The organism is Staphylococcus sp. LCT-H4 (assembly GCF_001866145.1).
Lineage (GTDB): Bacteria > Bacillota > Bacilli > Staphylococcales > Staphylococcaceae > Staphylococcus > Staphylococcus succinus.
This window is the reverse complement of the sequence record NZ_MODY01000002.1, coordinates 685,668-706,867: the sequence shown is the minus strand read 5'-3', so window position 1 is coordinate 706,867 and position 21,200 is coordinate 685,668. Positions and strand designations below refer to the sequence as shown.

General features: G+C 32.7%; 15 protein-coding genes. 1 reads left to right on the top strand and 14 read right to left on the bottom strand.

What is annotated here, in order from left to right:
- Positions 1-363 precede the first annotated feature (363 nt).
- From pnp to rbfA, 5 genes are all read right to left on the bottom strand, one after another.
- Positions 364-2,463: a polyribonucleotide nucleotidyltransferase gene (gene pnp / locus BK821_RS08270; protein ID WP_046836269.1), complete on the bottom strand. Its 2,100-nt coding sequence runs from the start codon at positions 2,461-2,463 to the stop codon at positions 364-366.
- 152 nt (positions 2,464-2,615) lie between these two features.
- Positions 2,616-2,885: a 30S ribosomal protein S15 gene (gene rpsO / locus BK821_RS08265; protein ID WP_046836268.1), complete on the bottom strand. Its 270-nt coding sequence runs from the start codon at positions 2,883-2,885 to the stop codon at positions 2,616-2,618.
- A gap of 103 nt (positions 2,886-2,988) precedes the next feature.
- Positions 2,989-3,960 carry a bifunctional riboflavin kinase/FAD synthetase gene (locus BK821_RS08260; RefSeq protein WP_046836267.1) on the bottom strand — a complete coding sequence of 324 codons (972 nt, stop codon included), beginning with the start codon at positions 3,958-3,960 and terminating at the stop codon, positions 2,989-2,991.
- A gap of 13 nt (positions 3,961-3,973) precedes the next feature.
- A complete protein-coding gene (gene truB, locus BK821_RS08255; protein ID WP_071331528.1) occupies positions 3,974-4,891 on the bottom strand; it encodes a tRNA pseudouridine(55) synthase TruB in 918 nt (305 codons plus the stop codon).
- Between the two features lie 131 nt (positions 4,892-5,022).
- Entirely contained in the window at positions 5,023-5,367 is a 345-nt protein-coding gene (gene rbfA, locus BK821_RS08250) for a 30S ribosome-binding factor RbfA (protein ID WP_046836265.1), read from the bottom strand.
- Positions 5,368-5,805: 438 nt separating this feature from the next.
- On the opposite strand from rbfA, the gene BK821_RS08245 reads away from it, so the two are divergent.
- The gene (locus tag BK821_RS08245; protein ID WP_071331527.1) at positions 5,806-6,678 is read left to right on the top strand and encodes an HTH domain-containing protein; all 873 of its coding nucleotides are present in this window, start codon (positions 5,806-5,808) and stop codon (positions 6,676-6,678) included.
- Between the two features lie 95 nt (positions 6,679-6,773).
- Here the strand turns inward: BK821_RS08245 and BK821_RS08240 are convergent, their stop codons facing one another.
- The 9 genes from BK821_RS08240 to rseP all read right to left on the bottom strand — a co-directional run bounded on the left by BK821_RS08240 (position 6,774) and on the right by rseP (position 20,941).
- Positions 6,774-7,766, bottom strand: a complete 993-nt coding sequence (locus tag BK821_RS08240) for a hypothetical protein (RefSeq protein WP_235602239.1) — start codon at positions 7,764-7,766, stop codon at positions 6,774-6,776.
- A gap of 919 nt (positions 7,767-8,685) precedes the next feature.
- Positions 8,686-10,809: a translation initiation factor IF-2 gene (gene infB, locus BK821_RS08235; protein WP_046836262.1), complete on the bottom strand. Its 2,124-nt coding sequence runs from the start codon at positions 10,807-10,809 to the stop codon at positions 8,686-8,688.
- A 4-nt stretch (positions 10,810-10,813) separates the two neighbouring features.
- Positions 10,814-11,131: a L7Ae/L30e/S12e/Gadd45 family ribosomal protein gene (locus BK821_RS08230; RefSeq protein WP_046836261.1), complete on the bottom strand. Its 318-nt coding sequence runs from the start codon at positions 11,129-11,131 to the stop codon at positions 10,814-10,816.
- On the bottom strand, positions 11,128-11,412 hold the full coding sequence (rnpM, locus tag BK821_RS08225; protein ID WP_071331526.1) for an RNase P modulator RnpM: 285 nt from the start codon (positions 11,410-11,412) through the stop codon (positions 11,128-11,130). The genes BK821_RS08230 and rnpM overlap by 4 nt, the downstream gene beginning before the upstream one ends.
- A gap of 17 nt (positions 11,413-11,429) precedes the next feature.
- Positions 11,430-12,623, bottom strand: coding sequence for a transcription termination factor NusA (gene nusA, locus BK821_RS08220; protein WP_046836259.1), 1,194 nt, complete (start codon positions 12,621-12,623; stop codon positions 11,430-11,432).
- Between the two features lie 20 nt (positions 12,624-12,643).
- Positions 12,644-13,111 carry a ribosome maturation factor RimP gene (gene rimP, locus BK821_RS08215; RefSeq protein WP_046836258.1) on the bottom strand — a complete coding sequence of 156 codons (468 nt, stop codon included), beginning with the start codon at positions 13,109-13,111 and terminating at the stop codon, positions 12,644-12,646.
- Between the two features lie 233 nt (positions 13,112-13,344).
- Entirely contained in the window at positions 13,345-17,661 is a 4,317-nt protein-coding gene (locus BK821_RS08210; RefSeq protein ID WP_071331525.1) for a PolC-type DNA polymerase III, read from the bottom strand.
- A gap of 272 nt (positions 17,662-17,933) precedes the next feature.
- Complete coding sequence (locus tag BK821_RS08205; RefSeq protein WP_071331524.1) at positions 17,934-19,634, bottom strand: proline--tRNA ligase; 1,701 nt, start codon at positions 19,632-19,634, stop codon at positions 17,934-17,936.
- A gap of 20 nt (positions 19,635-19,654) precedes the next feature.
- Positions 19,655-20,941: an RIP metalloprotease RseP gene (gene rseP, locus BK821_RS08200; protein ID WP_071331523.1), complete on the bottom strand. Its 1,287-nt coding sequence runs from the start codon at positions 20,939-20,941 to the stop codon at positions 19,655-19,657.
- Positions 20,942-21,200 lie beyond the last annotated feature (259 nt).

The window sequence follows — 21,200 nt, the reverse complement described above, 5'->3', positions numbered from 1 at the left end:
ACCCGTCCATATATAAACTCATAGTTTATTATAAGTTAAAATAGGCTTTATGTACACTATTAAAGTAATAACTATAAATAGTTTAGGGATCTAATCCGTGCATAAACTTCTATTTTATATAATATAAACATTAGACGTTTTATTTATATTGTTTAGTTTTTATGTATATATTGTATTAATAATTTATTATGCAATAACTCAAAAAAAGACATTTTGTTTACATATCATAAATTTTTAATACAAAAAAAGAAACTAGTGCTTATGATTTAGAAATTTCTAACGATAGAATGAATAATATTCTATCGCAATGAAGTTTCTAATCATTTACCAGTTTCTACTATAATTTAATATTTTTCAATCAAGTTATTCTGAAAGTAATGCTTTATGTGATGCATTTACGCGACCTTGCTTATCAATTTCAGTTACTTTTATTTTAAATGTGTCTCCCACTTTCAACACATCTTCAACTTTTTCGATACGTTCGTTGGCAATTTGTGAAATATGAACAAGTGCATCTTTACCTGGGAATAATTCAACAAATGCACCATATTTTTCAATACGTTTAACTTTACCTTCATATACTTGTCCTACTTCTGCTTCACGAGTGATATCTTCAATAATACTACGTGCTTTAGCTATAGCATCTTTATCAACCGCACCAATAACAATCGTTCCATCTTGTTCAATATCAAGTTTAACTCCAGTTTGATCGATGATTTCATTAATCTTCTTACCGCCTGGACCAATAACATCTCTAATCTTCTCTGGCTTAATTGACATTGTAACAACTTTCGGTGCAAACATACTTAGTTCATTACGTGGTAGATCAATTGTTTGTAACATGTGATCTAATATTGCTAAACGTCCTTCACGTGCTTGTTCTAACGCCTCTTGAATAATCTCTTTTGTCAGACCATCAATCTTGATATCCATTTGTATCGCAGTAATACCTTCAGCAGTACCTGCAACTTTGAAATCCATGTCGCCTAATGCATCTTCCATACCTTGGATATCCGTTAAGATAGTATAACTATCATCACGTGTAACTAATCCCATTGCAATACCAGCTACAGGTGCTTTAATCGGTACACCCGCATCCATTAGTGCAAGTGTTGAACCACAAATAGAAGCCTGTGAAGACGAACCATTAGATTCTAATACCTCACTTACAATTCTCACTGTATATGGGAAATCTTTTGTATCAGGGATAACATGACTTAACGCGCGTTCACCTAGTGCACCATGTCCAATTTCACGACGTCCTGGAGAACGTACGGGACCAGTTTCACCAACTGAGTAGTTAGGGAAGTTGTAGTGGTGCATGAAGCGTTTCTGCTCTTCTTCACCTAGTCCATCAAGGATTTGATACTCGCTTAATGATCCTAATGTTAATACTGAAAGTGCTTGTGTTTGACCTCTAGTAAATAAACCAGAACCATGTGTTCTTGGTAACACTCCAACTTCTGATTCTAACGGACGAATTTCATCTGTTTTACGACCATCTGGTCTAATTTTTTCTTCCGCAATTAATCTTCTTACTTCTTCTTTAACTAAGTCATTTAAAATAGCATAAACATCTTTAATCAATGCAGCATTATCTTCGTCTGTTTCATCAACAAATGCTGACGCCACTTTTTCTTTTAATGCTTCAAGATTAATATCGCGTTGTTGTTTATCAAATGTTAATACTGTTTCTTTTAAACCATTATCTTGCGTTAATTGTTTCACTTTTTCTACGAGTGCTTCATCTTTTTCAACTGGAACAAATTCTTTTTTAACTGGCTGAATATGATCCACAATTTCTTGTTGGAATTCGACCAAACGTTGAATTTCATTATGACCAAAGAAGATAGCTTCAAGCATTTCAGTTTCAGTAATTTCACTGGCACCAGCTTCCACCATGTTCACTGCATCTTTATGACCAGCTACTTCAAGATCTAAACGGGAAACTTCTTTTTGTGCCACTGTAGGATTAATAACGTATTCTCCATCGATATAACCCACATTCACTCCAGCAATAGGACCTTGGAACGGGATATCTGAAACACTTAGTGCCATTGATGAGCCAATCATTGCAGCCATTTCTGGCGAACAGTCTGGATCTGCGCTTAATACTGTATTCATGATTTGCACGTCGTATTTGTAACCTTTAGGGAATAGTGGACGAATAGGTCTATCGATAAGACGCGCAGTTAACGTTGCTTCATCACTTGGTCTACCTTCACGTTTTTTAAACCCTCCAGGAATTTTACCTGCAGCATACATTTTTTCTTCATAATTTACCATTAATGGGAAAAAGTCACCATCACGTGGTTCCTTTGAAGCAACAGCTGTAGATAATACTACTGTGTCACCATAACGAACTAAAACAGCACCGTTAGCTTGTTTAGCAAGTTGTCCTGTTTCAATCGTTAATGATCTATTTGCCCATTCAGTTTTAAAAACTTTTTTCTCTTGAGACATTACGAATCTCCTCTCATATATCTAATAGTACTATCATATCATTTCTAAGAAATTTTTTATATTAGTATTTATTTTTTAAAATACGCTTTATAAATTATTAAAAAAGGGAAAGGACCCTTAAGGTTCTTTCCCTATCAATATACGTCAAAAGATTAACGACGAATACCTAATGATTTAATTAATTCACGGTAACGTTGAATATCTTTGTTACGTAAATAGTTAAGTAAGTGTCTACGACGACCTACCATTTTTAATAAGCCACGACGTGAATGGTGGTCTTTTTTGTGAGTACGTAAGTGTTCGTTTAATGTAGTGATTTCCGCTGTTAACACTGCGATTTGTACTTCTGGTGAACCAGTATCTGCTTCGTGTGTGCGGTATTCTTTAATTAGTTCATTTTTGCGTTCTTGTGAAATTGCCATTGTCAATTTCCTCCTTTAAATTTGATGCGCCTTTATCCGAGCAAACCGTCGGAGACTCGAACTGCCAAGGTAAAGGTGCTTAAATGTGTAATACACATTCGACTTAAATATTATATGATATTTCATCACCAAAATCAACCGCTAATAAATATTTAGCCTTTTCTTTATCCTTATTCATCTGTTCTACCAAAGGATCAATACCATCAAATTTAATTTCTGGACGTAAATAATGATGCCAATAAACTGTAACACGTTCTCCATATATATTTTCATTAAAATCAAACAGATTCACTTCAATGACTACTTGCGCTTTTGAAGGATCATGAAATGTTGGTTTAACGCCTACATTGGCAACGCCGCGGTAAATCTTATCATCTGTCCCCATTTCCATACTGACAGCATACACACCATTTTTAGGTAGTACATAATCATCACTAGGTTGTACATTAGCTGTTGGAAAGCCTATTGTGCGCCCTCTCTTTTCACCTTGAACAACTGTGCCTTTAATACGAAAACGATACCCTAACTCTTCATTAGCCTTTTGCAGGTTACCTGTTTTAAGTGCTCTCCTAATTTCAGTAGTAGATATCTTTTCTGATTCAATTTCTTGCTTACTTACCGTTGTAGTATTAAATTCATCCATTTCATTTAAAATCATCATATTTCCTTTACCGTATTTACCAAAAGTAAAATCAAATCCAGCAATCACTTCTTTAACATGATTTTTAATTATATATTCTTGAATAAATTCTTCTGCATCTACACCAGCAAACTTGGAAGAAAAATTGATAACAATACAATAATCAATACCGTATGATTCTAATATTTCCACTTTGTCCTGTATCGGTGTTAAATAATCTGTACGTTTTAGTTCAGGATTTAATACAACTGATGGATGTGGGTCAAAAGTCATAACCGCTTTTTTTAAATTTGCTGCTTTAGCTTTTTCGTCTAAAGTTTCAAATACTTTTGCATGACCTTTGTGCATACCATCAAAAAATCCAAAAGCCATAGCAACGTTTTCTGTAATATATTGATCTTCTTGAATTGGATGAGCTACTTCAATCACTTTCATGCGTATTTCTCCTTTAGTTAAATACCTTTTTAGGTTTAATTTCATCTATCTTGTCTGGATGAGGCTCATAAATTGCTAACACTTTTTCACTCTCATCATCTACCATGACAACTTGAGTTTGAATTGCAGCATTAAACTCACTTTTATAAAACTTTTGTCCATTCAAAATCTTAGCTTTTATCGTCTTATCAGTTATCATTATTTGCGGTAAACCTTTCAACCCATATTCTATCGGAAATAATTTTCTTTGTAACGCTTCATGCTCATGTAATTCTGCAATATCGCTTAAACTATAACTGTGATTTAAATCAAATCCACCACTTTGTGTTCTTGTAAGTTTAGACATGTGTGCAGGTGAATTTAAAGTTTTTCCAATATCTGTTGCCAGTGTTCGAATATAAGTCCCTTTTCCACATTCTACTGTTATATCAAACTGACAAATATCATTGTCAAAATGAAGGTCAGAGATACGCTTAATGTTTATAATGTTCACCTGCCGTTCTGGTCGCTCTACTGTTTCATTATTTCTTGCATATTCATATAACTTTCTTCCATTAACTTTTACTGATGAATACATTGGTGGAATTTGTGTGATTATACCTTCAAATTGTTTTAAAACTTCATCAATTGCTTCAGGAGATACCTCACTTTCAGAAACAGCTTTTTGTTCTAAGGTATCCCCCGTTTGATCTTCTGTTGTAGTACTTATACCAAGTGTTACAGTTGCTTCGTAAGATTTACCCATTTCCATAATATAGTCACTAACCTTCGTAGCACTACCTATACAGATAGGGAGCACACCTGAAACTTCTGGATCTAAGGTTCCAGTGTGTCCAACTTTTTTAGTTTTTAAAATTTTCCTTAATTTAAATACTACATCATGACTCGTTAAACCACGCTCTTTATATACAGGTAAAATACCGTTATACATCCTTTTACGCCACCTTCAAAATCTCTTTTTATACTTTAACTTCATCTTAACATGACTTACGCACGTTGAGTTATGTAAAAAAAACTGAAACAGAAAATCTTGTTAGATTTTGTTCCAGCTTAATCATTATATTAATCTTTCTTATGCAAGTCTTGGATCATTCTTTCTATTTTGTTACCGTAGTCGATAGATTCATCATATTCAAAATTCAAATCAGGTACGATACGCAGTCTCATTCTAGAACCAAGTTCAGACTTAATAAACCCTTTAGCTTTTTCTAAACCTTTAAAAGTATCTTCTTTTTGTTTTTTATTTCCTAATACTGTTAAGAATACCGTTGCGATAGATAAGTCATTCGTTAATTGAACATCTGTAATTGTTAAAAATCCAATTCTAGGATCTTTTACCTTATTATTAGCGATATCCATAATTTCTTGTTTCATCTGCTCGCCAACACGCTCCGCTCTCATATTCATTGTTTTCACCTCACATTATTTTTTGTCCGAGTTAAGCTTCCTTACTAAAAGATTATATGATAGTTTATTTCACAACGTCAAACAAATTTTACCAAAGCCGGTTACTATAAAAGATTTTCTCATATTCTATTTTAAATTGACCGTAATATATATTTTTTAATTTTTATTACACTTAGGCAAAATTTTAATTCCTATCTGTTGTATAATAAAATGATTTTTCATTAAAACGTTATATTTTAAATTTTATATTGCCTAACTGTTAGTTTTTTATGCTTAACTGTTATTAAGTTATTTTAATCCTTGTATGTAACAATAATCCACAAGTTTATAAAATAAATATTATAAAGTGTTACGCATTTCGTCGATTATAATGGTATACTATAACACTAATAAGCTATTACTATCTTTTATTTTCACAATTTTTAGGAGCGTGTATGATTGGAAAAACCAGAACGTCTATTATATATTTACACTCGTTTTTTAAATGGAAAAACTTTAAATAAAGAAAAACTTGCGCAAGACTTAAAAGTAAACGTGCGTACAATACAAAGAGATTTAAGTGATATTAATCATTTTATATATGAAGATCACGAGTGGCAAGGACTCGAAGGTAAAATTATTTATGATTACGATTCGGAACATCATCGTTTAAAAGTAGATAGATATAAGTTTCGAAACAATAGGTTACTTAATTTATTATTTAGAATGAAAAGTTTTACGCCAGTCATTCATGAAGATACCTATAACCTCATCAGAGGTCTCAATGCAAATTCTAACCTTGCCGAAAAATTATTATCTAATAAGTTATTAAGTCAATTTAAAATCTATCGTGAAACTAGCAATTCGACATTTATCTTTAGAATTCAATTAGCTATCGAAAATCAAAATTTCATCTCATTACAAATCAGCCCAAAACAACGTATAAAAGTCATCCCTATCTACACAAGATATTTTAATCATCAATATTGGTTTAGTTACTTATATCAAAACCAGGCTCATAGTATGAAAGTTTCATCAATATTAGATTTAAATCAAATAGAAGAAATGTTCGATCAAGATATATTTTTCAAAACAAAAAGTGCAACTTTATTAGTAAGTGATGAACTTTGGTCTGAATTTTATGAACAATTTATAATTATTCATAAAGAGCAGAAACATAATGGAACACTTGTAGATGTCATAGTTTCAAAAGAAGAATGTCTGCAAATTGCTTACGATTACCCACAAGATATTATTTTGCTAAAACCTCAAACATATGTTGATGATTTTAAAACAAAAATAAGAACTTTGTTTGATAACTATAATATATAACTTATTTTAACCTCAATAAAATAAGTAAAAGCTTACAGTAACACCCAACACATAGGTATTACTGTAAGCGATTCACTTAAATGTTTCTGTTTTAATTATTGATAAACCTCATTTTTTTGTATCAAACACATTTTCTCATAAAAATCAGAGTTTCCATTTTCTCGTTCTTCTTTCTTTTGCTTATTCCATTTATAAAATTCTTTTTTAGATAATTCTTCTTTTTTGCATAATCGATGTTTGTATTCTTTATAACTTAGTACATTACCTAAAGTAATATGTCTGTTTTGTTTTGAAGCAAGAACAAATAAATTATCTTTCAAACACTGACATAAGTCATCATTCGTATAGTTTCTTAATATAGAGATAAACAATTCTTCTTCACTCACAATATAGATACGCTTTTTATTGTCATTTAATATTTTCAACAGTAAGTCAAATGTCTGACACTGAGATGGCAAATTATGATTAATTGTTAAAAAGTCTTTCGGTATCCCTGCCGTATGACCTGTTTGATAAGGAAAGAAATTTAACACCATGACTCTGTTAGGGTTAATATTAAATCGCTTTAGTGTTGATGAGTTGCTATATAAATACTTCATAAACCATCGATGTTTGTCAATATATGGTAAAAATAGTTTTTCATTATCAAATGTTAATCTCCCCTGTATATCTAAGAATATTCTTCTACGATATTCTATTGCTACTGATTCGGGTAAGTCCACACCATAAGTTTTAAAATCATTTTCTGGTTGTTTTTTTAACAGCACTATATCAGCTAACTCTGGGTTACCGAAATATGGTCGAGCAATTGCTGGATTAATATCTTTTTGTTCCATCATCACAACTTGTCTATTTTTATTGATTGTTATTTTACCATTAGCAAAATCTATCATTTTTTTAAACCTTGGAATTTGATCAAAATCATCACCAAAATGCTCTTTTAAGTACGCTAAATCTTGCGGGTGTAAAAAAGCAGTTGTGTCATTACTTTGTACAATTTTTTCCAGCGTCTCTTCATCATAGATAGTGTTATATTGACTAAAATATTCTCGCCAAAATTCGTTTATATCTTTTAAATATTCATCCATCAGGTATAACCTCCTATTTCTCCATTGTATATAAACACATAGACAGCTAGTGTCAATTGTATAAAGAGACGCAATTTTACTATAATCTTTTTATTTAGTTTCTAACTTTTAAAAAGGGCATAATTATTATAAAAATATGCTGTAACATATACCAAGTTCAATCTTTATTTAATCCATTTCCACATAAAATAGTTGAATTGTAGTATGCATAACCACATCGAAGCGTGATTCATTTACTCATACACTTATGGATTGAGTATGCTATAAGTTAGCTTATTTGATAATTTGAAGTACATTAATTAAACAAATGCTACTACGTTCCACTCTTAAGAACAGATATAAAATATCAACAGTCACATTAATTGTTAGTCTAACTCAAATAGGAATACATAAGATTGCTTATTTCAAAGTAAGTAAAATATTTTTCATCATTGCTTTAAATGGTTGCTAATTCGTTAGATAATATGAGCAAAAACACACGTAGATATACTAAATGACTGTCAAAATTCCACTAAGTTTATAGTGGGAATTTCATTAAAGGTAAACCATGCTTATCAATATGATTCTCTAAATTAGGTTGAATTGGTTTAGCGCTATGTTAAAGAAACATTTTAATTTAAATGCATTTTTAACCATAATCATTTTAAATCGAGGGATAAAATATTAAATAGGTAACTAAAGTAAGCGATATGTTGTGAAGGTGGATTTATCTTTGTAACTCAATAAGTCCACTTACATTATATTTTATTTTTAATACTTTTAACATAACACACTATAACGAATAAATTAATACAAAAGCATTTTTTATTTCTAATTATTTTTTTATAATATCAAAAACATGTGCTTTTATAAAATTGAATAATTTTATATATAAAAAAAACGGCTTCCCATATGGAAAGCCGTTTATATATGTCACAATTTATCTTTTAATTTCAACCATTTCGAACGCTTCAATAATGTCGCCTTCTTTTAGGTCATTGTATTTTTCAATTGTAATACCACATTCATAACCTTGAGCTACTTCTTTAGCATCGTCTTTATAACGTTTTAATGTGTCTAATTCACCTTCAAATTGCACTATACCGTCTCTAATTACACGTACGCCGGCATTTCTAGTGATTTTTCCATCAATAACGTAACTACCTGCTATTGTACCCACTTTAGAAACTTTGAATGTTTGACGTACTTCAGCTTGTCCAATAACTTTTTCTTCGAATTCTGGATCAAGCATACCTTTCATCGCGGATTCTATTTCTTCAATTACATTATAAATCACTCGATGTAATCTCATATCAACGCCTTCAGCTTCAGCTGCGCGTTTAGCACCCGTATCAGGACGTACGTTAAATCCAATAATAATACCATTCGATGCATTTGCTAATGTCACGTCTGATTCATTGATGGCACCAACTGCAGTATGAATAATACGTACATTTACACCTTCAACATCGATTTTCATAAGAGATGCTGCAAGTGCTTCTACTGAACCTTGTACATCACCTTTGATAATAACGTTTAAATCTTTCATTTCACCTTGTTTCATTTGTTCAAACAAGTTATCTAAAGAAACACTCTTACTTTCTTGACGTTGTTGCAATACATTTGCATCATGACGTGCTTCCCCAATGCGTCGTGCTTGTTTCTCATCTTTGAAAACAACAAAGCGATCGCCGGCTTGAGGTACATCATTAATACCTGTAATTTCAACTGGTGTTGATGGGCCAGCAGATGTAATACGTTTACCTAAGTCATTTACCATTGCACGGATTCTACCATAAGTATTACCGACTACAAGTGCATCGCCTACGTTTAACGTACCATTTTGTACTAATAATGAAGCAGATGGTCCACGTGATTTATCCAACTCAGCTTCAATAACTGTACCTACAGCATGTTTACTTGGATTAGCTTTTAATTCTTGTACTTCTGAAGTTAGTACAATCATTTCTAATAAATCATCAATACCTTCTCCACTTAAAGCAGATAGTGGTACAAATATTGTATCGCCGCCCCAATCTTCAGGAACTAAACCATATTCAGTTAACTCTTGCATAACACGGTCTGGATTTGAAGTTGGTTTATCAACTTTATTGACAGCTACAATTGTCGGAACATTTGCTTCTTTAGCATGGTTGATTGCTTCGATTGTTTGAGGCATCACACCGTCATCAGCTGCTACTACTAAAATTGTAATATCTGTAACTTGCGCGCCACGTGCACGCATTGTAGTGAACGCTGCATGGCCTGGTGTATCAAGGAAAGTAATTTTTTTACCTTCATTCACAATTTGGTACGCACCAATATGTTGTGTGATACCACCAGCTTCTCCAGCTGTTACTTGAGTATGACGAATTGAATCTAATAATGTTGTTTTACCATGGTCAACGTGTCCCATAATTGTAACAACTGCTGGACGTTCTACCGTATTTTCATCTTCAGTTTCGTCTTCAAAATATACAGATAAATCTTGTTCATCTATAATAATTTCTTTTTCAAGTTCTACACCATATTCATCAACGATTAATTCTAGTGATTCTTCGTCTAATGATTGGTTAATATTAGCCATCACACCAAGTAAGAATAATTTTTTAATAATAGCTGATGAATCGACATTTAATTTGTCAGCAAGTTCACCTACTGTAATGCCTTCTTGATAAGTGATTTTTGAAGGAATTTCTTTTGGTTCTTCTTGTTTGGGTTGTTTATTATTTTTATTATTTTTTTTATTATTTTTGTTGTTTTTACCATTTGAATTATTATTTTTGTTGTTTTTATTATTGTTTGAGTTGTTATGATTTTGATTACCTTTATTGTTAGGTTTGTTATTTGCTGATTGTTGATTGTTTTGCGTCTTAGATTGTGATTGTTCTGCTTGTTTAGCTTGTTCTGGTTTGTAGATTTTATCTAACGTTTTAATTTGATCATCTTCTAATGCTTGCATATGGCTAGATACTTCCACATTCATTTTTTTCAACTCATCAATAATAACTTTACTCTTAATACTTAATTCTTTGGCATATTCGTAAATTCTTTTTTTACTCATATAGTCACTCCTTACGATATTCATCTATCATTGACAATAACTTTTTAGCAAAGCCTTGATCAGTGATTCCAATGTTTACACGTTCTGCTTTACCTAAAGCTTGCCCTAATTCAGCTCTTGTTCCAAATATACGTAATGATATATGGTAGCTCTCACATTTGTTCTGTATCACTTTAATTGTGTTATCAGAAGCATCTGTAGCAATAATTACAAGCTTTAATTTATTTTTTTTTAAGTCATTCAATATGACTGACTCACCTGTCTTAATTTTTCCAGCACGCATGGCTAAACCTAAAAAATTCATGATTTGTTCTTGTGTCATTTAGGAATCTCTTCACGATAAATAAGACGTATAATTTCTTTATAAACAGGCTCTAATGTTTCAGCATCAGCTTTAAAATATTTCTCTAACACACCTTTTTGCTGTGCCTTTTCAACTAATTTAACGTCTTTTGAAACATACGCTCCGCGGCCTTGTTGTTTACCAGTTGCATCAGCAAAAATTTCGCCATCCTTGTTAATAACAACTCGTATCATGTCATTCTTTGGATACATTTCATTTGAAAGTATACACTTACGCATTGGAATTTTTTTCTTTTTCATCAAACGCTCACTCCAATTTATTTTTCAGTGTTTTCCTCATCATCAGTAATTACTTCAGTTTCTGGTACTTCAGTGATTTGTTCTTCCAATTCAACATTATCTTCTTCAACAACATTATTTGTTTGATTTTCAGTATCTTCAGTCATTGTTTCTTCAACTGGATAAACACCAGCTTCTCTAGCATCTGATTCTGACTTAATATCTATCTTCCATCCAGTTAACTTAGCAGCTAATCGTGCATTTTGACCACGTTTACCAATAGCTAAAGATAATTGATAATCAGGTACAACAACTATTGTTGATTGATTTTCTTCATCAACAATTACTTGTAATACTTGTGATGGGCTCAAAGCATTTTTTACGAATATTTTTGGATCTTCATTCCATTGAACGATGTCGATTTTTTCTCCACCAAGTTCTTCAACAACTGCTTCAACACGGGCCCCTTTAGAACCAACACAAGCGCCTACTGCATCAATATCAGGATTATCTGAATGAACACTAATTTTAGAACGATCTCCAGCTTCACGTGCTACTGATTTAACAAGAACTGTACCGTCAAAAATTTCTGGCACTTCTTGTTCAAATAAACGTTTCAACAATCCTGGATGGCTTCTTGAAACATAAATTTGCGGACCTTTTGTTGTTTGTTCAACTTTATTCACATAAACTCTGATTCTTTCATTCGGAATATAGCTTTCATTTGGACTTCTTTCCGCTTCTGACAATACCGCTTCTGTACGTCCTAAATTCACATATACATAGCGGTGGTCTACTCTGTCTATTAATCCTGTTACGATGTCATCTTCTTTGTCAATAAACTCATCATACAAAATTTCACGTTCTGCATCGCGTAAACGTTGCATTACAGCTTGTTTAGCTGCTTGAGCTCCTACACGACCGAAATCTTTTGGTGTTACATCTTCTTCATATATATCACCAATTTCATATGCTGGATTTCTTACTAACGCTGTACTTAAGTCTATTTCATCTCTGTCATCAAACACTTCTTCAACAACATCTTTACGAGCTATAACTTTAAAAGTACCTTCATCCATGTTTAATTCGACACGCACATTTCTTGCACTGTCATAGTTCTTCTTGTAAGCAGTAATTAATGCCGCTTCAATAGCATCGATTAACACTGCTCTAGGAATTTTCTTCTCTTTTTCTAAATATTCAGTAGCTAATATCAGTTCATTACTTGACACGGTTCATCCTCCTAATCACGTTAAATCATTACAGCATGACGCGCTTTAGCGATTTTACTTCTTGGAATTTCAACTTGCTTTGTTTTTGACTTCTCTTTGACTTCTAAAACTATATTTTCATCATCAACAGACTGTAAAACACCTAACCATTCTTTAGCGCCATCAATAGGCGCATATAAAGAGACAAATATAGGTTTCGTTACTGCATTATGAAAATCCTTATCTTTTTTAATAGGTCTTTCAGCACCAGGTGACGCAACGTCCAAGTAATACATTTCTTGAATAGGATCTTCTGCGTCCATTACTTCACTGATCTTTTCAGAAGCAAGCGCACAATCGTTTAAATCGACGCCGCCTTCTTTATCGATAGATACTCTTAAAAAATGGTCTTTTCCTTCTTTTGTAAACTCAACTTCTACTAATTCAAAATCTAAGTCGTCAAGGACAGGTTGAATAATTGCTTCAACTTGCTCTGTTATTTTACTCATGCTGACCTCCTTTTTTGGCAAATAGAAAAGAGCGGGTATTATGCCCACTCTTTCTGCCTGAGTCTAATTTTTTAAGCACTATTATTATAGCATATGTTCATTTTCTATACAAATAACTATATTTCTTAAAGCCTTTTATAGCAACTAGAACTGTTTATTCTTAAAAATTTTAAGCGTAACTTTTCTACAAATATATAAAAATTGAAAAATACTTTGACATCTTAACACTACTTTTACATATCAAAAATTGATAATTGTGCTTTATCTGGCAAATTAGGTAAAGAACCTAGTTCATCAAGATATTCAATTACTTTTTGAGATAAACCTGCTTTTTTATTTAAATCTTCTTTAGATAAAAATGGTCCTTCTTCTCTAGCTTCGACTATTCTTTGCGCTACATTTTCCCCTAATCCTGGAACAGATATAAATGGTGGAATAAGTGTGTCACCTTCTATTATAAACTCAAAGGCTTTACTTTTTTCTAAACTAATTGGTTGCATACGGAATCCACGTTGGGCCATTTCATTCATAATTTCTAATACAGTTAATGTATCTTTTTCTTTTTTAGCAAGGTCCATATATCGTGAATACATATCATTTACAGCGTTGCGAATACTATCTTTATCTTTAATCATTGTAATTAAATCAAAATCTGATGCACGAACTGTAAAATAACTAGCATAGTAATAAAGTGGATAATGTACTTTAAAATAAGCAATACGCACGGCCATTAATACATAGGCAGCCGCATGGGCTTTAGGGAACATGTATTTAATTTTTCTACAAGAATCTAAATACCAATCTGGCACTTCATTATCTACCATAGCTTCAACCATATCATCTGTTAAACCTTTACCTTTACGCACAAATTCCATCGTCTTAAATGCTAAAGAAGGTTCTAATCCGTTATACATTAAATAAACCATAATATCATCACGACAACAAATTACACTTGCTAAATCACAAGTACCAGAACGGATTAAATCTTGCGCATTACCAAGCCATACGTCTGTACCGTGGGAAAGACCTGAAATTCTAACGAGTTCTGAAAATGTCGTTGGTTTTGTATCTTCTAACATCTGTCTAACGAAACCTGTACCAAATTCAGGTACCCCGAATGTCCCTGTTTTACATAAAATAGCTTCTTGTGTAACACCTAATGGATCAGGTGAACTGAAGATACCCATCGTTTCTTTATCATCTACTGGAATTGTTTTTGGATCAATACCTGATAAATCCTGTAACATACGAATCATTGTAGGATCATCATGTCCTAATATATCGAGTTTCAAGACATTATCGTGGATAGAATGGAAATCAAAGTGTGTCGTTTTCCATGCTGATGATTGATCATCTGCAGGGAATTGAACTGGAGTAAAGTCATATATATCCATATAATCAGGCACTACGATAATACCACCCGGATGTTGTCCAGTCGTACGTTTAACGCCTGTACAGCCTTTTACTAAGCGGTCTACTTCTGCTCCGCGTTTATGAATACCTTGATCATTTAAATATCCTTTAACATATCCAAATGCAGTCTTTTCTGCTACTGTACCAATTGTGCCTGCACGGAATACATAATCTTCACCAAACAGTTCTTTGGTGTAATTATGTGCTTTAGGTTGATATTCGCCACTAAAGTTCAAGTCGATATCTGGCACTTTGTCCCCTTTAAAACCTAAGAAAGTTTCAAATGGAATGTCTTGTCCTTCTTTAATCAAATCACACTCACATGTTTCACATTTCTTATCAGGTAAATCAAAACCAGATCCCACCGACCCATCATTAAAGAATTCACTTTTCTTACATTTTGGACAAATATAGTGTGGCGGTAATGGATTAACTTCGGTGATTTCAGTCATTGTTGCTACAAAGCTAGATCCAACTGAACCACGTGAACCTACAAGGTAACCATCATCTAATGATTTTTTTACAAGTCTTTGCGAAATTAAGTAAATAACTGAGAACCCATTACCTATAATACTTTCCAACTCTTTTTCAAGACGATCAATAACAATTTGTGGCAAATCATCACCATACAACGCTCTAGCATTCGAATAACTCAAATCTCGTATTTCATCATTTGCCCCGTCCATTCTAGGTGTATAAAGTTCATCTTTAATTGGGACGACACGTTCTATTCGATCAGCTAACTCGTTGGTATTTTTCACTACGATTTCATATGCTTTTTCTTCACCTAAGAAATGTAATTCGTCTAACATTTCATCTGTAGTTCTGAAATGTGCTTCTGGCAATGTTGAACGGTTTAAAGGATTACCCGGTTGTGCTGCAATTAAAATTTTACGAGCAATTGAATCATGCTCATATAAATAATGTGCATTACCTGTCGCAATGACTGGAATATTATTAACTTCACCAGCTCTTAATAATCGATTATAAATTTCATGTAACGTTTCATTATCACGTACAAGTTCTCTATCAATTAAATCCTGATAAAGCGCTGGAGGTTGTACTTCTATAAAATCATAATATTTAGCTATTCTTTCTACTTGTGACTGATCTTTTTGCATCACAGCCGTAAATACCTCACCCTCATCACAAGCTGATCCAACCAAAATACCTTCCCTATGTTCATCTAACAATGAACGAGGGATTCTTGGAGTTCGATAGTAATATTCAACGAGTGAAGCACTTACGATTTTGAATAGATTCTTTAGACCTGTTTGATTTTGCACAATCAATGTAACGTGATTAGGTCGTGCACGTTTATAAGCATCTTCATTAGACAATGACTTATTAATATCTTGATGATTTTCTACACCGAGCGCTTCTAACTGTTTAAGCATCTTAATAAACATATATGCTGTGGCTTCAGTATCATAAATCGCTCTATGGTGTTGTGTCAGTTCAACGCCATATTTTTTCGCCAAAAAGTTCAATCCATGCTTACCATATTCTGTATTAATTGTACGCGAGAGTTCTAATGTATCGATAACACCATTAGTTGAAGCACCAATGCCTACATGCTCATAGCCTGTGTCAATGAAGCCCATATCAAACGAAGCATTATGTGCAACAAAAATGGCATCACCTACCCAAGTTTTAAAATCCGTGAGCACTTCTTCAATTTCGGGAGCATCTACCAACATATCATCAGTGATATGCGTTAAATTGATAATTGTTTCTGATAAACGCTCATGTGGGTTACTGAAACGTTCAAATTTATCAATAATTTCTCCATCTTTTACTTTCACAGCAGCAAGTTCAATAATTTTATCGTATTGATTTGATAAACCTGTTGTTTCAACGTCAAATACTACATAAGTTGCAGACTTAAGGTCTCTATCCATCGGTTTATAAGCAATCGGAACACCATCATCGACTAACATACCTTCCATTCCATAAATCATTTTGATACCATTTTTTTCAGCAGCACTATGTGCATCTGGGAATGCTTGGACGACATTATGGTCAGTAACTGCTATCGCTTTATGACCCCATTTAGCCGCTTGATCTACATATGCTGAAATGTTAGGTATGCCATCCATTTGACTCATTGAGGTATGCAAATGAAATTCCACTCTTTTTTCTTCAGCTTTATCTTGTTTGGTAGATTTTTTTATTTCTTCTATGTCAGACATCATCATGACTAAGTCTCGCACAAACGTATCTTCTTCTATACGTCCTTGAGCACGGACCCATTTACCAACACTTAATGCTTTAAAATGATCTAAATCATCTTTATTTTTACGTGTAAACATTTTCAATACAAGGGAATCCGTATAGTCAGTAACTTTTAATTCAACTATATGTCGACCACTCTTAAGCTCTTTTAAGTTTACATCAAAAATAACACCTTCAACCGCAACTTTAAACTCTTCTTCAATAATAGATTCAATTGGTTTTACACTTTCAACTTGAATTGGTTTACCAATCTGACATTTTGTAACTGAACTTTCGTTATTATCTTGTTGTTTCGCTTTTTCAGCTTTCATTTTTTCTAATTTTTCAGTTGCTTCACGTGCACTTTTTTCATCTTCTTCTTGAATATGTGCTTCTAACGATGCTAAATCGTCACCTGTACTCACACTATCGGTTTCAAACACAACTTTATTAAAATCAAATCCACACTTTTGGAATGCTTTTATTAAACTACCATTACATGCTTTATCAAAGTGATCTCGTTCAATATCATTTTGACACATGATTTTTAAAACATCACCCGACATAATTAGACGTTTTTGTTTTAATTGGCCTTTGACTTTGGGGGACAATTTGGTTTGATCTATGCAATAGCTAAAGTATTTCAAAGCATATTCATCTTGGTTCATTTTATTATTTATTGTGAAATTACAATCAACTTTTGCAATCAACTTAAATTCTTCAGTAACTGCGCTTGTAAATAGCAAATAATCTTCTATAGATAAGAAGTGTGGAAATGTGATTTGGAAGACCCATGAACGGTCTGTTGCCTTTACATCCACACGTGTTAATTCACTTTGTTCAAGAAACGTTGCATCTAATTGATTCGCTATTTTAATTTGGTCAGCTAGAATTTTAAACTTTTCCTGATTTGTCATTGCCATGACGATAACCACCTTACTCTTAATTACACTGATTTACCTGTATTTGATTAATTACATTAAATGACGGTGTATGTATTATTATTACATTCTTTATATTATAACTGAATATGTATGAAATTCTAATAGTTAAACTTTATGCTTGTTCATACTTTTGATTTGAATAACAAATGCACCATTGTAGCGACTACAATGATGCATTAATTTAACTTGTAAGATTCAACTACTATTTTTCTTTGTTAATTATAACAAATTGTTGCAAATCTTGCTGCAACTTATATACTTGTGAACAATTGATTCACATGGTTAATTAGGTTATCGATATGAACGTCATCGCTCTCACCTGTATCACGTCGTTTCACTTCTACGATGCCTTCTGCTGCATTTTTACCTACCATTACACGTATCGGTAAGCCAATTAAATCTGCATCATTAAACTTCACGCCAGCACGTTCTTTTCGATCGTCATATAATACATCATAGTTTTCTTTCAACTGTGCATACAATTGATCTCCTAATTCGCGTTGATCATCTTTTTTAGGATTAATTGTGATTAAATGTAAATCAAATGGCGTAACTGATTTAGGCCATATAATTCCATTTTCATCATTGTTTTGTTCTACAATTGCACTCAAAGTTCTTGAGACACCTATTCCATAACAACCCATTAATAATGGTTGTGCTTTACCTTGATTATTTAAAAATGTAGCATTCATCGATTCTGAATATTTTGTACCAAGTTTAAATACTTGGCCAACTTCAATACCTTCTGCAAAATGAGCTACACCTGAACCATCAGATAGCGGCTCGCCCTCTAATATGAATCTGAAATCTCCGTATTCAGTTACAACGAAATCTCTACCTACATTCGCATTTAAAAAGTGATAACCATCTTCATTTGCGCCTACAACAATATTATTCAAATCTTTAATAAAGTTATCTGCATAGATTTTCACTTCTTTATCAAATATTGGACCTAGTGAACCAGGTTTAGCACCTAATAGATTCACAATTTCATCTTCTGTTGCAAATTCAATATTATCAGTTTTGAAATACGCTTTTAATTTAATGTCATTAATTTCATGATGTCCACGGACCAATACCATAATAAATTCGCCTTCAACTTTGAATATCATTGATTTAGTAATTTCATCTAATGGTTTTTCTAAGAAATCTGCAAGTTCTTTTGCTGTCTGTATATGAGGTGTTTCTATTTTAGTTAATGGTTTTATTTCATCATGTTTTTCATTTGGATGGTAAACAACTTCCGCTTTTTCAATGTTAGCAGCATAATCACTTTCTTCACCATAAACAATCGTGTCTTCCCCTATTTCACTTAAAGCCATAAATTCATGTGTATGGCTTCCTCCAATTGCTCCTGAGTCTGCTAAGACAGGTCTAGCATTGATGCCTACACGTTTGAATATGCGATCATATGCACCATACATGTCTTCATAAGTTGCGTCTAATGAATCTTCATCAGCATGGAAAGAATATGCATCTTTCATGATAAATTCTCTACCACGTAATAATCCAAAACGAGGTCGTTTTTCATCTCTAAATTTTGATTGAATCTGGAACAATGTTAAAGGTAATTGTTTGTATGATTTCAATTCATCACGAACAATTGAAGTTACTACTTCTTCATGTGTCGGTCCAAGCGCAAATTCACGTCCATGTCTATCTTTCAAGCGCATTAATTCTGGTCCATAGGCGTCCCAACGACCAGATTCTTCCCACAATTCTGAATGTTGCAATGCAGGCATTAATATTTCAACAGCATCAACGCTTTCCATTTCTTCTCTAATAATCTCTTCGATATTATTTAATACTCTTGCTGCCAATGGTAAATAACTATAAATACCACTCGTACTTTGTTTTATAAGCCCTGCTTTTAATAGTAAGCGATGACTCAATGCCTCAGCTCCTGCTGGCACCTCTTTCATTGTAGGTATAAATACTTTTGACTGTTTCATTTCGAAAATGCTCCTCTCAATTATAAGAAATAGCGTTGGATATCATTCCAAGTCACTAAAACCATAACAATTAATACAAATACTGCACCTATTGCAACAATTGTCGTTTCTGCTTTTTTGTTTACTGGTTTTCTAAAAATTGCTTCATATATTACAAATAAGATTCGACCACCATCTAATGCTGGTACTGGTAATAAATTCATCAAGCCTAAGTTCACACTTAATAATGCCATCCAAGAAATCAAATTAATTATGCCAGTTTTAACAACTGAATCGACAGTGTGGTAAATACCCACTGGTCCATTTAACATGTCGAATGAAAATTGTCCTGTAAAAATACTAGCAATCATACTTAAAATTGCAGTGAAAATTAGTTTTCCTGCTGTTACTGTTTGTTCTAGTCCAGAAATAATTGGTTTAAATACTGTATGTTCAGTATCTGCTTGATAACCTAATAAATATTTAGTTTCTGAATGTGTTTTAGTCATTTTTTGTTCTACTTTTTTAGGTTTAATGTCAAAAGTTTGTTGTTTGCCATCGCGCTCAACTGTTAACTTCGTCTTTTGATCTTTAATTTCACTCACCGCTTGATCTATATCGTCTTTACCGTTAATTTTATGACTTCCCAATTTAACAATTGTATCACCTGATTTCAATCCTGCTTGTGCTGCAGGTGAACCTTTGGCAACTTCATCAACGGAGTTTGTTGGTGTACCTTGATAATATGCTAGACCAATAAATAATACTAATGTAAGTAAGAAATTGAAAAGAGGTCCTGCAAACAACGTTAAGAATTTTTGATATGGTTTTTTGTAAGTAAATTGTCGATCTTTTGGTGCAATTTGTATTAAACTACCATTTTCAACAAAGTATGATTTATCGGCAATTGGATAACGATGTCTTTCTTGATCATATGCCGTTATGCCTTCAATATATAAACCATCTTTAAAGTCACATTGTTTTACTTCTATAGCTTCGATTTGTTGAAATTTGTGTTGATCATCTAGAATGATATGTGTAATTTCGTCTTTATCATTCACTTTAATTTTCACATGCATACCTGGTTGTACGGGGGGTTCTTCTAAACCATCACCAGCCATACGTACATAACCACCTACAGGTAATAATCTTATAGTATACAGCGTTTCATTTTTTCTAAAACTAAATATTTTAGGGCCCATGCCTATTGCAAATTCAGGGCACATAATTCCTGCTCTTTTAGCGAAGAACATATGGCCATATTCATGCACAGATACAAGAACACCAAATACGATTATAAAAGAAATAATTGTTACTAGGAAACTCAATTAAATACACCTCATATTTTCGGAATAAATTGATTACTAATGCGCAATATATTAAATCAAGTGTTGAAATAACTATAATATTTGCCACTTTAGGTTATAAAAGTATAACACAACTAGTCTAACAGACACACGCAACTTTAACCTATTCAAACACCCTTTTAACCTAATAAAAAAGTAATGACTATAACGGCTAATAATTAATTAACTTATCAAAAAGAGTTAATTAATAATATAACAGCCTATAATCGCTTAGATATAT

What these genes read in the sequence shown, in the direction of transcription:
- infB (WP_046836262.1), bottom strand. Translation starts at nt 10,809, where the DNA reads ATGAGTAAAAAAAGAATTTACGAATATGCCAAAGAATTAAGTATTAAG.
- rimP (WP_046836258.1), bottom strand. Translation starts at nt 13,111, where the DNA reads ATGAGTAAAATAACAGAGCAAGTTGAAGCAATTATTCAACCTGTCCTT.
- rnpM (WP_071331526.1), bottom strand. Translation starts at nt 11,412, where the DNA reads ATGAAAAAGAAAAAAATTCCAATGCGTAAGTGTATACTTTCAAATGAA.
- rbfA (WP_046836265.1), bottom strand. Translation starts at nt 5,367, where the DNA reads ATGAATATGAGAGCGGAGCGTGTTGGCGAGCAGATGAAACAAGAAATT.
- pnp (WP_046836269.1), bottom strand. Translation starts at nt 2,463, where the DNA reads ATGTCTCAAGAGAAAAAAGTTTTTAAAACTGAATGGGCAAATAGATCA.
- BK821_RS08260 (WP_046836267.1), bottom strand. Translation starts at nt 3,960, where the DNA reads ATGAAAGTGATTGAAGTAGCTCATCCAATTCAAGAAGATCAATATATT.
- BK821_RS08240 (WP_235602239.1), bottom strand. Translation starts at nt 7,766, where the DNA reads ATGGATGAATATTTAAAAGATATAAACGAATTTTGGCGAGAATATTTT.
- BK821_RS08230 (WP_046836261.1), bottom strand. Translation starts at nt 11,131, where the DNA reads ATGACACAAGAACAAATCATGAATTTTTTAGGTTTAGCCATGCGTGCT.
- BK821_RS08210 (WP_071331525.1), bottom strand. Translation starts at nt 17,661, where the DNA reads ATGGCAATGACAAATCAGGAAAAGTTTAAAATTCTAGCTGACCAAATT.
- rpsO (WP_046836268.1), bottom strand. Translation starts at nt 2,885, where the DNA reads ATGGCAATTTCACAAGAACGCAAAAATGAACTAATTAAAGAATACCGC.
- BK821_RS08205 (WP_071331524.1), bottom strand. Translation starts at nt 19,634, where the DNA reads ATGAAACAGTCAAAAGTATTTATACCTACAATGAAAGAGGTGCCAGCA.
- truB (WP_071331528.1), bottom strand. Translation starts at nt 4,891, where the DNA reads ATGTATAACGGTATTTTACCTGTATATAAAGAGCGTGGTTTAACGAGT.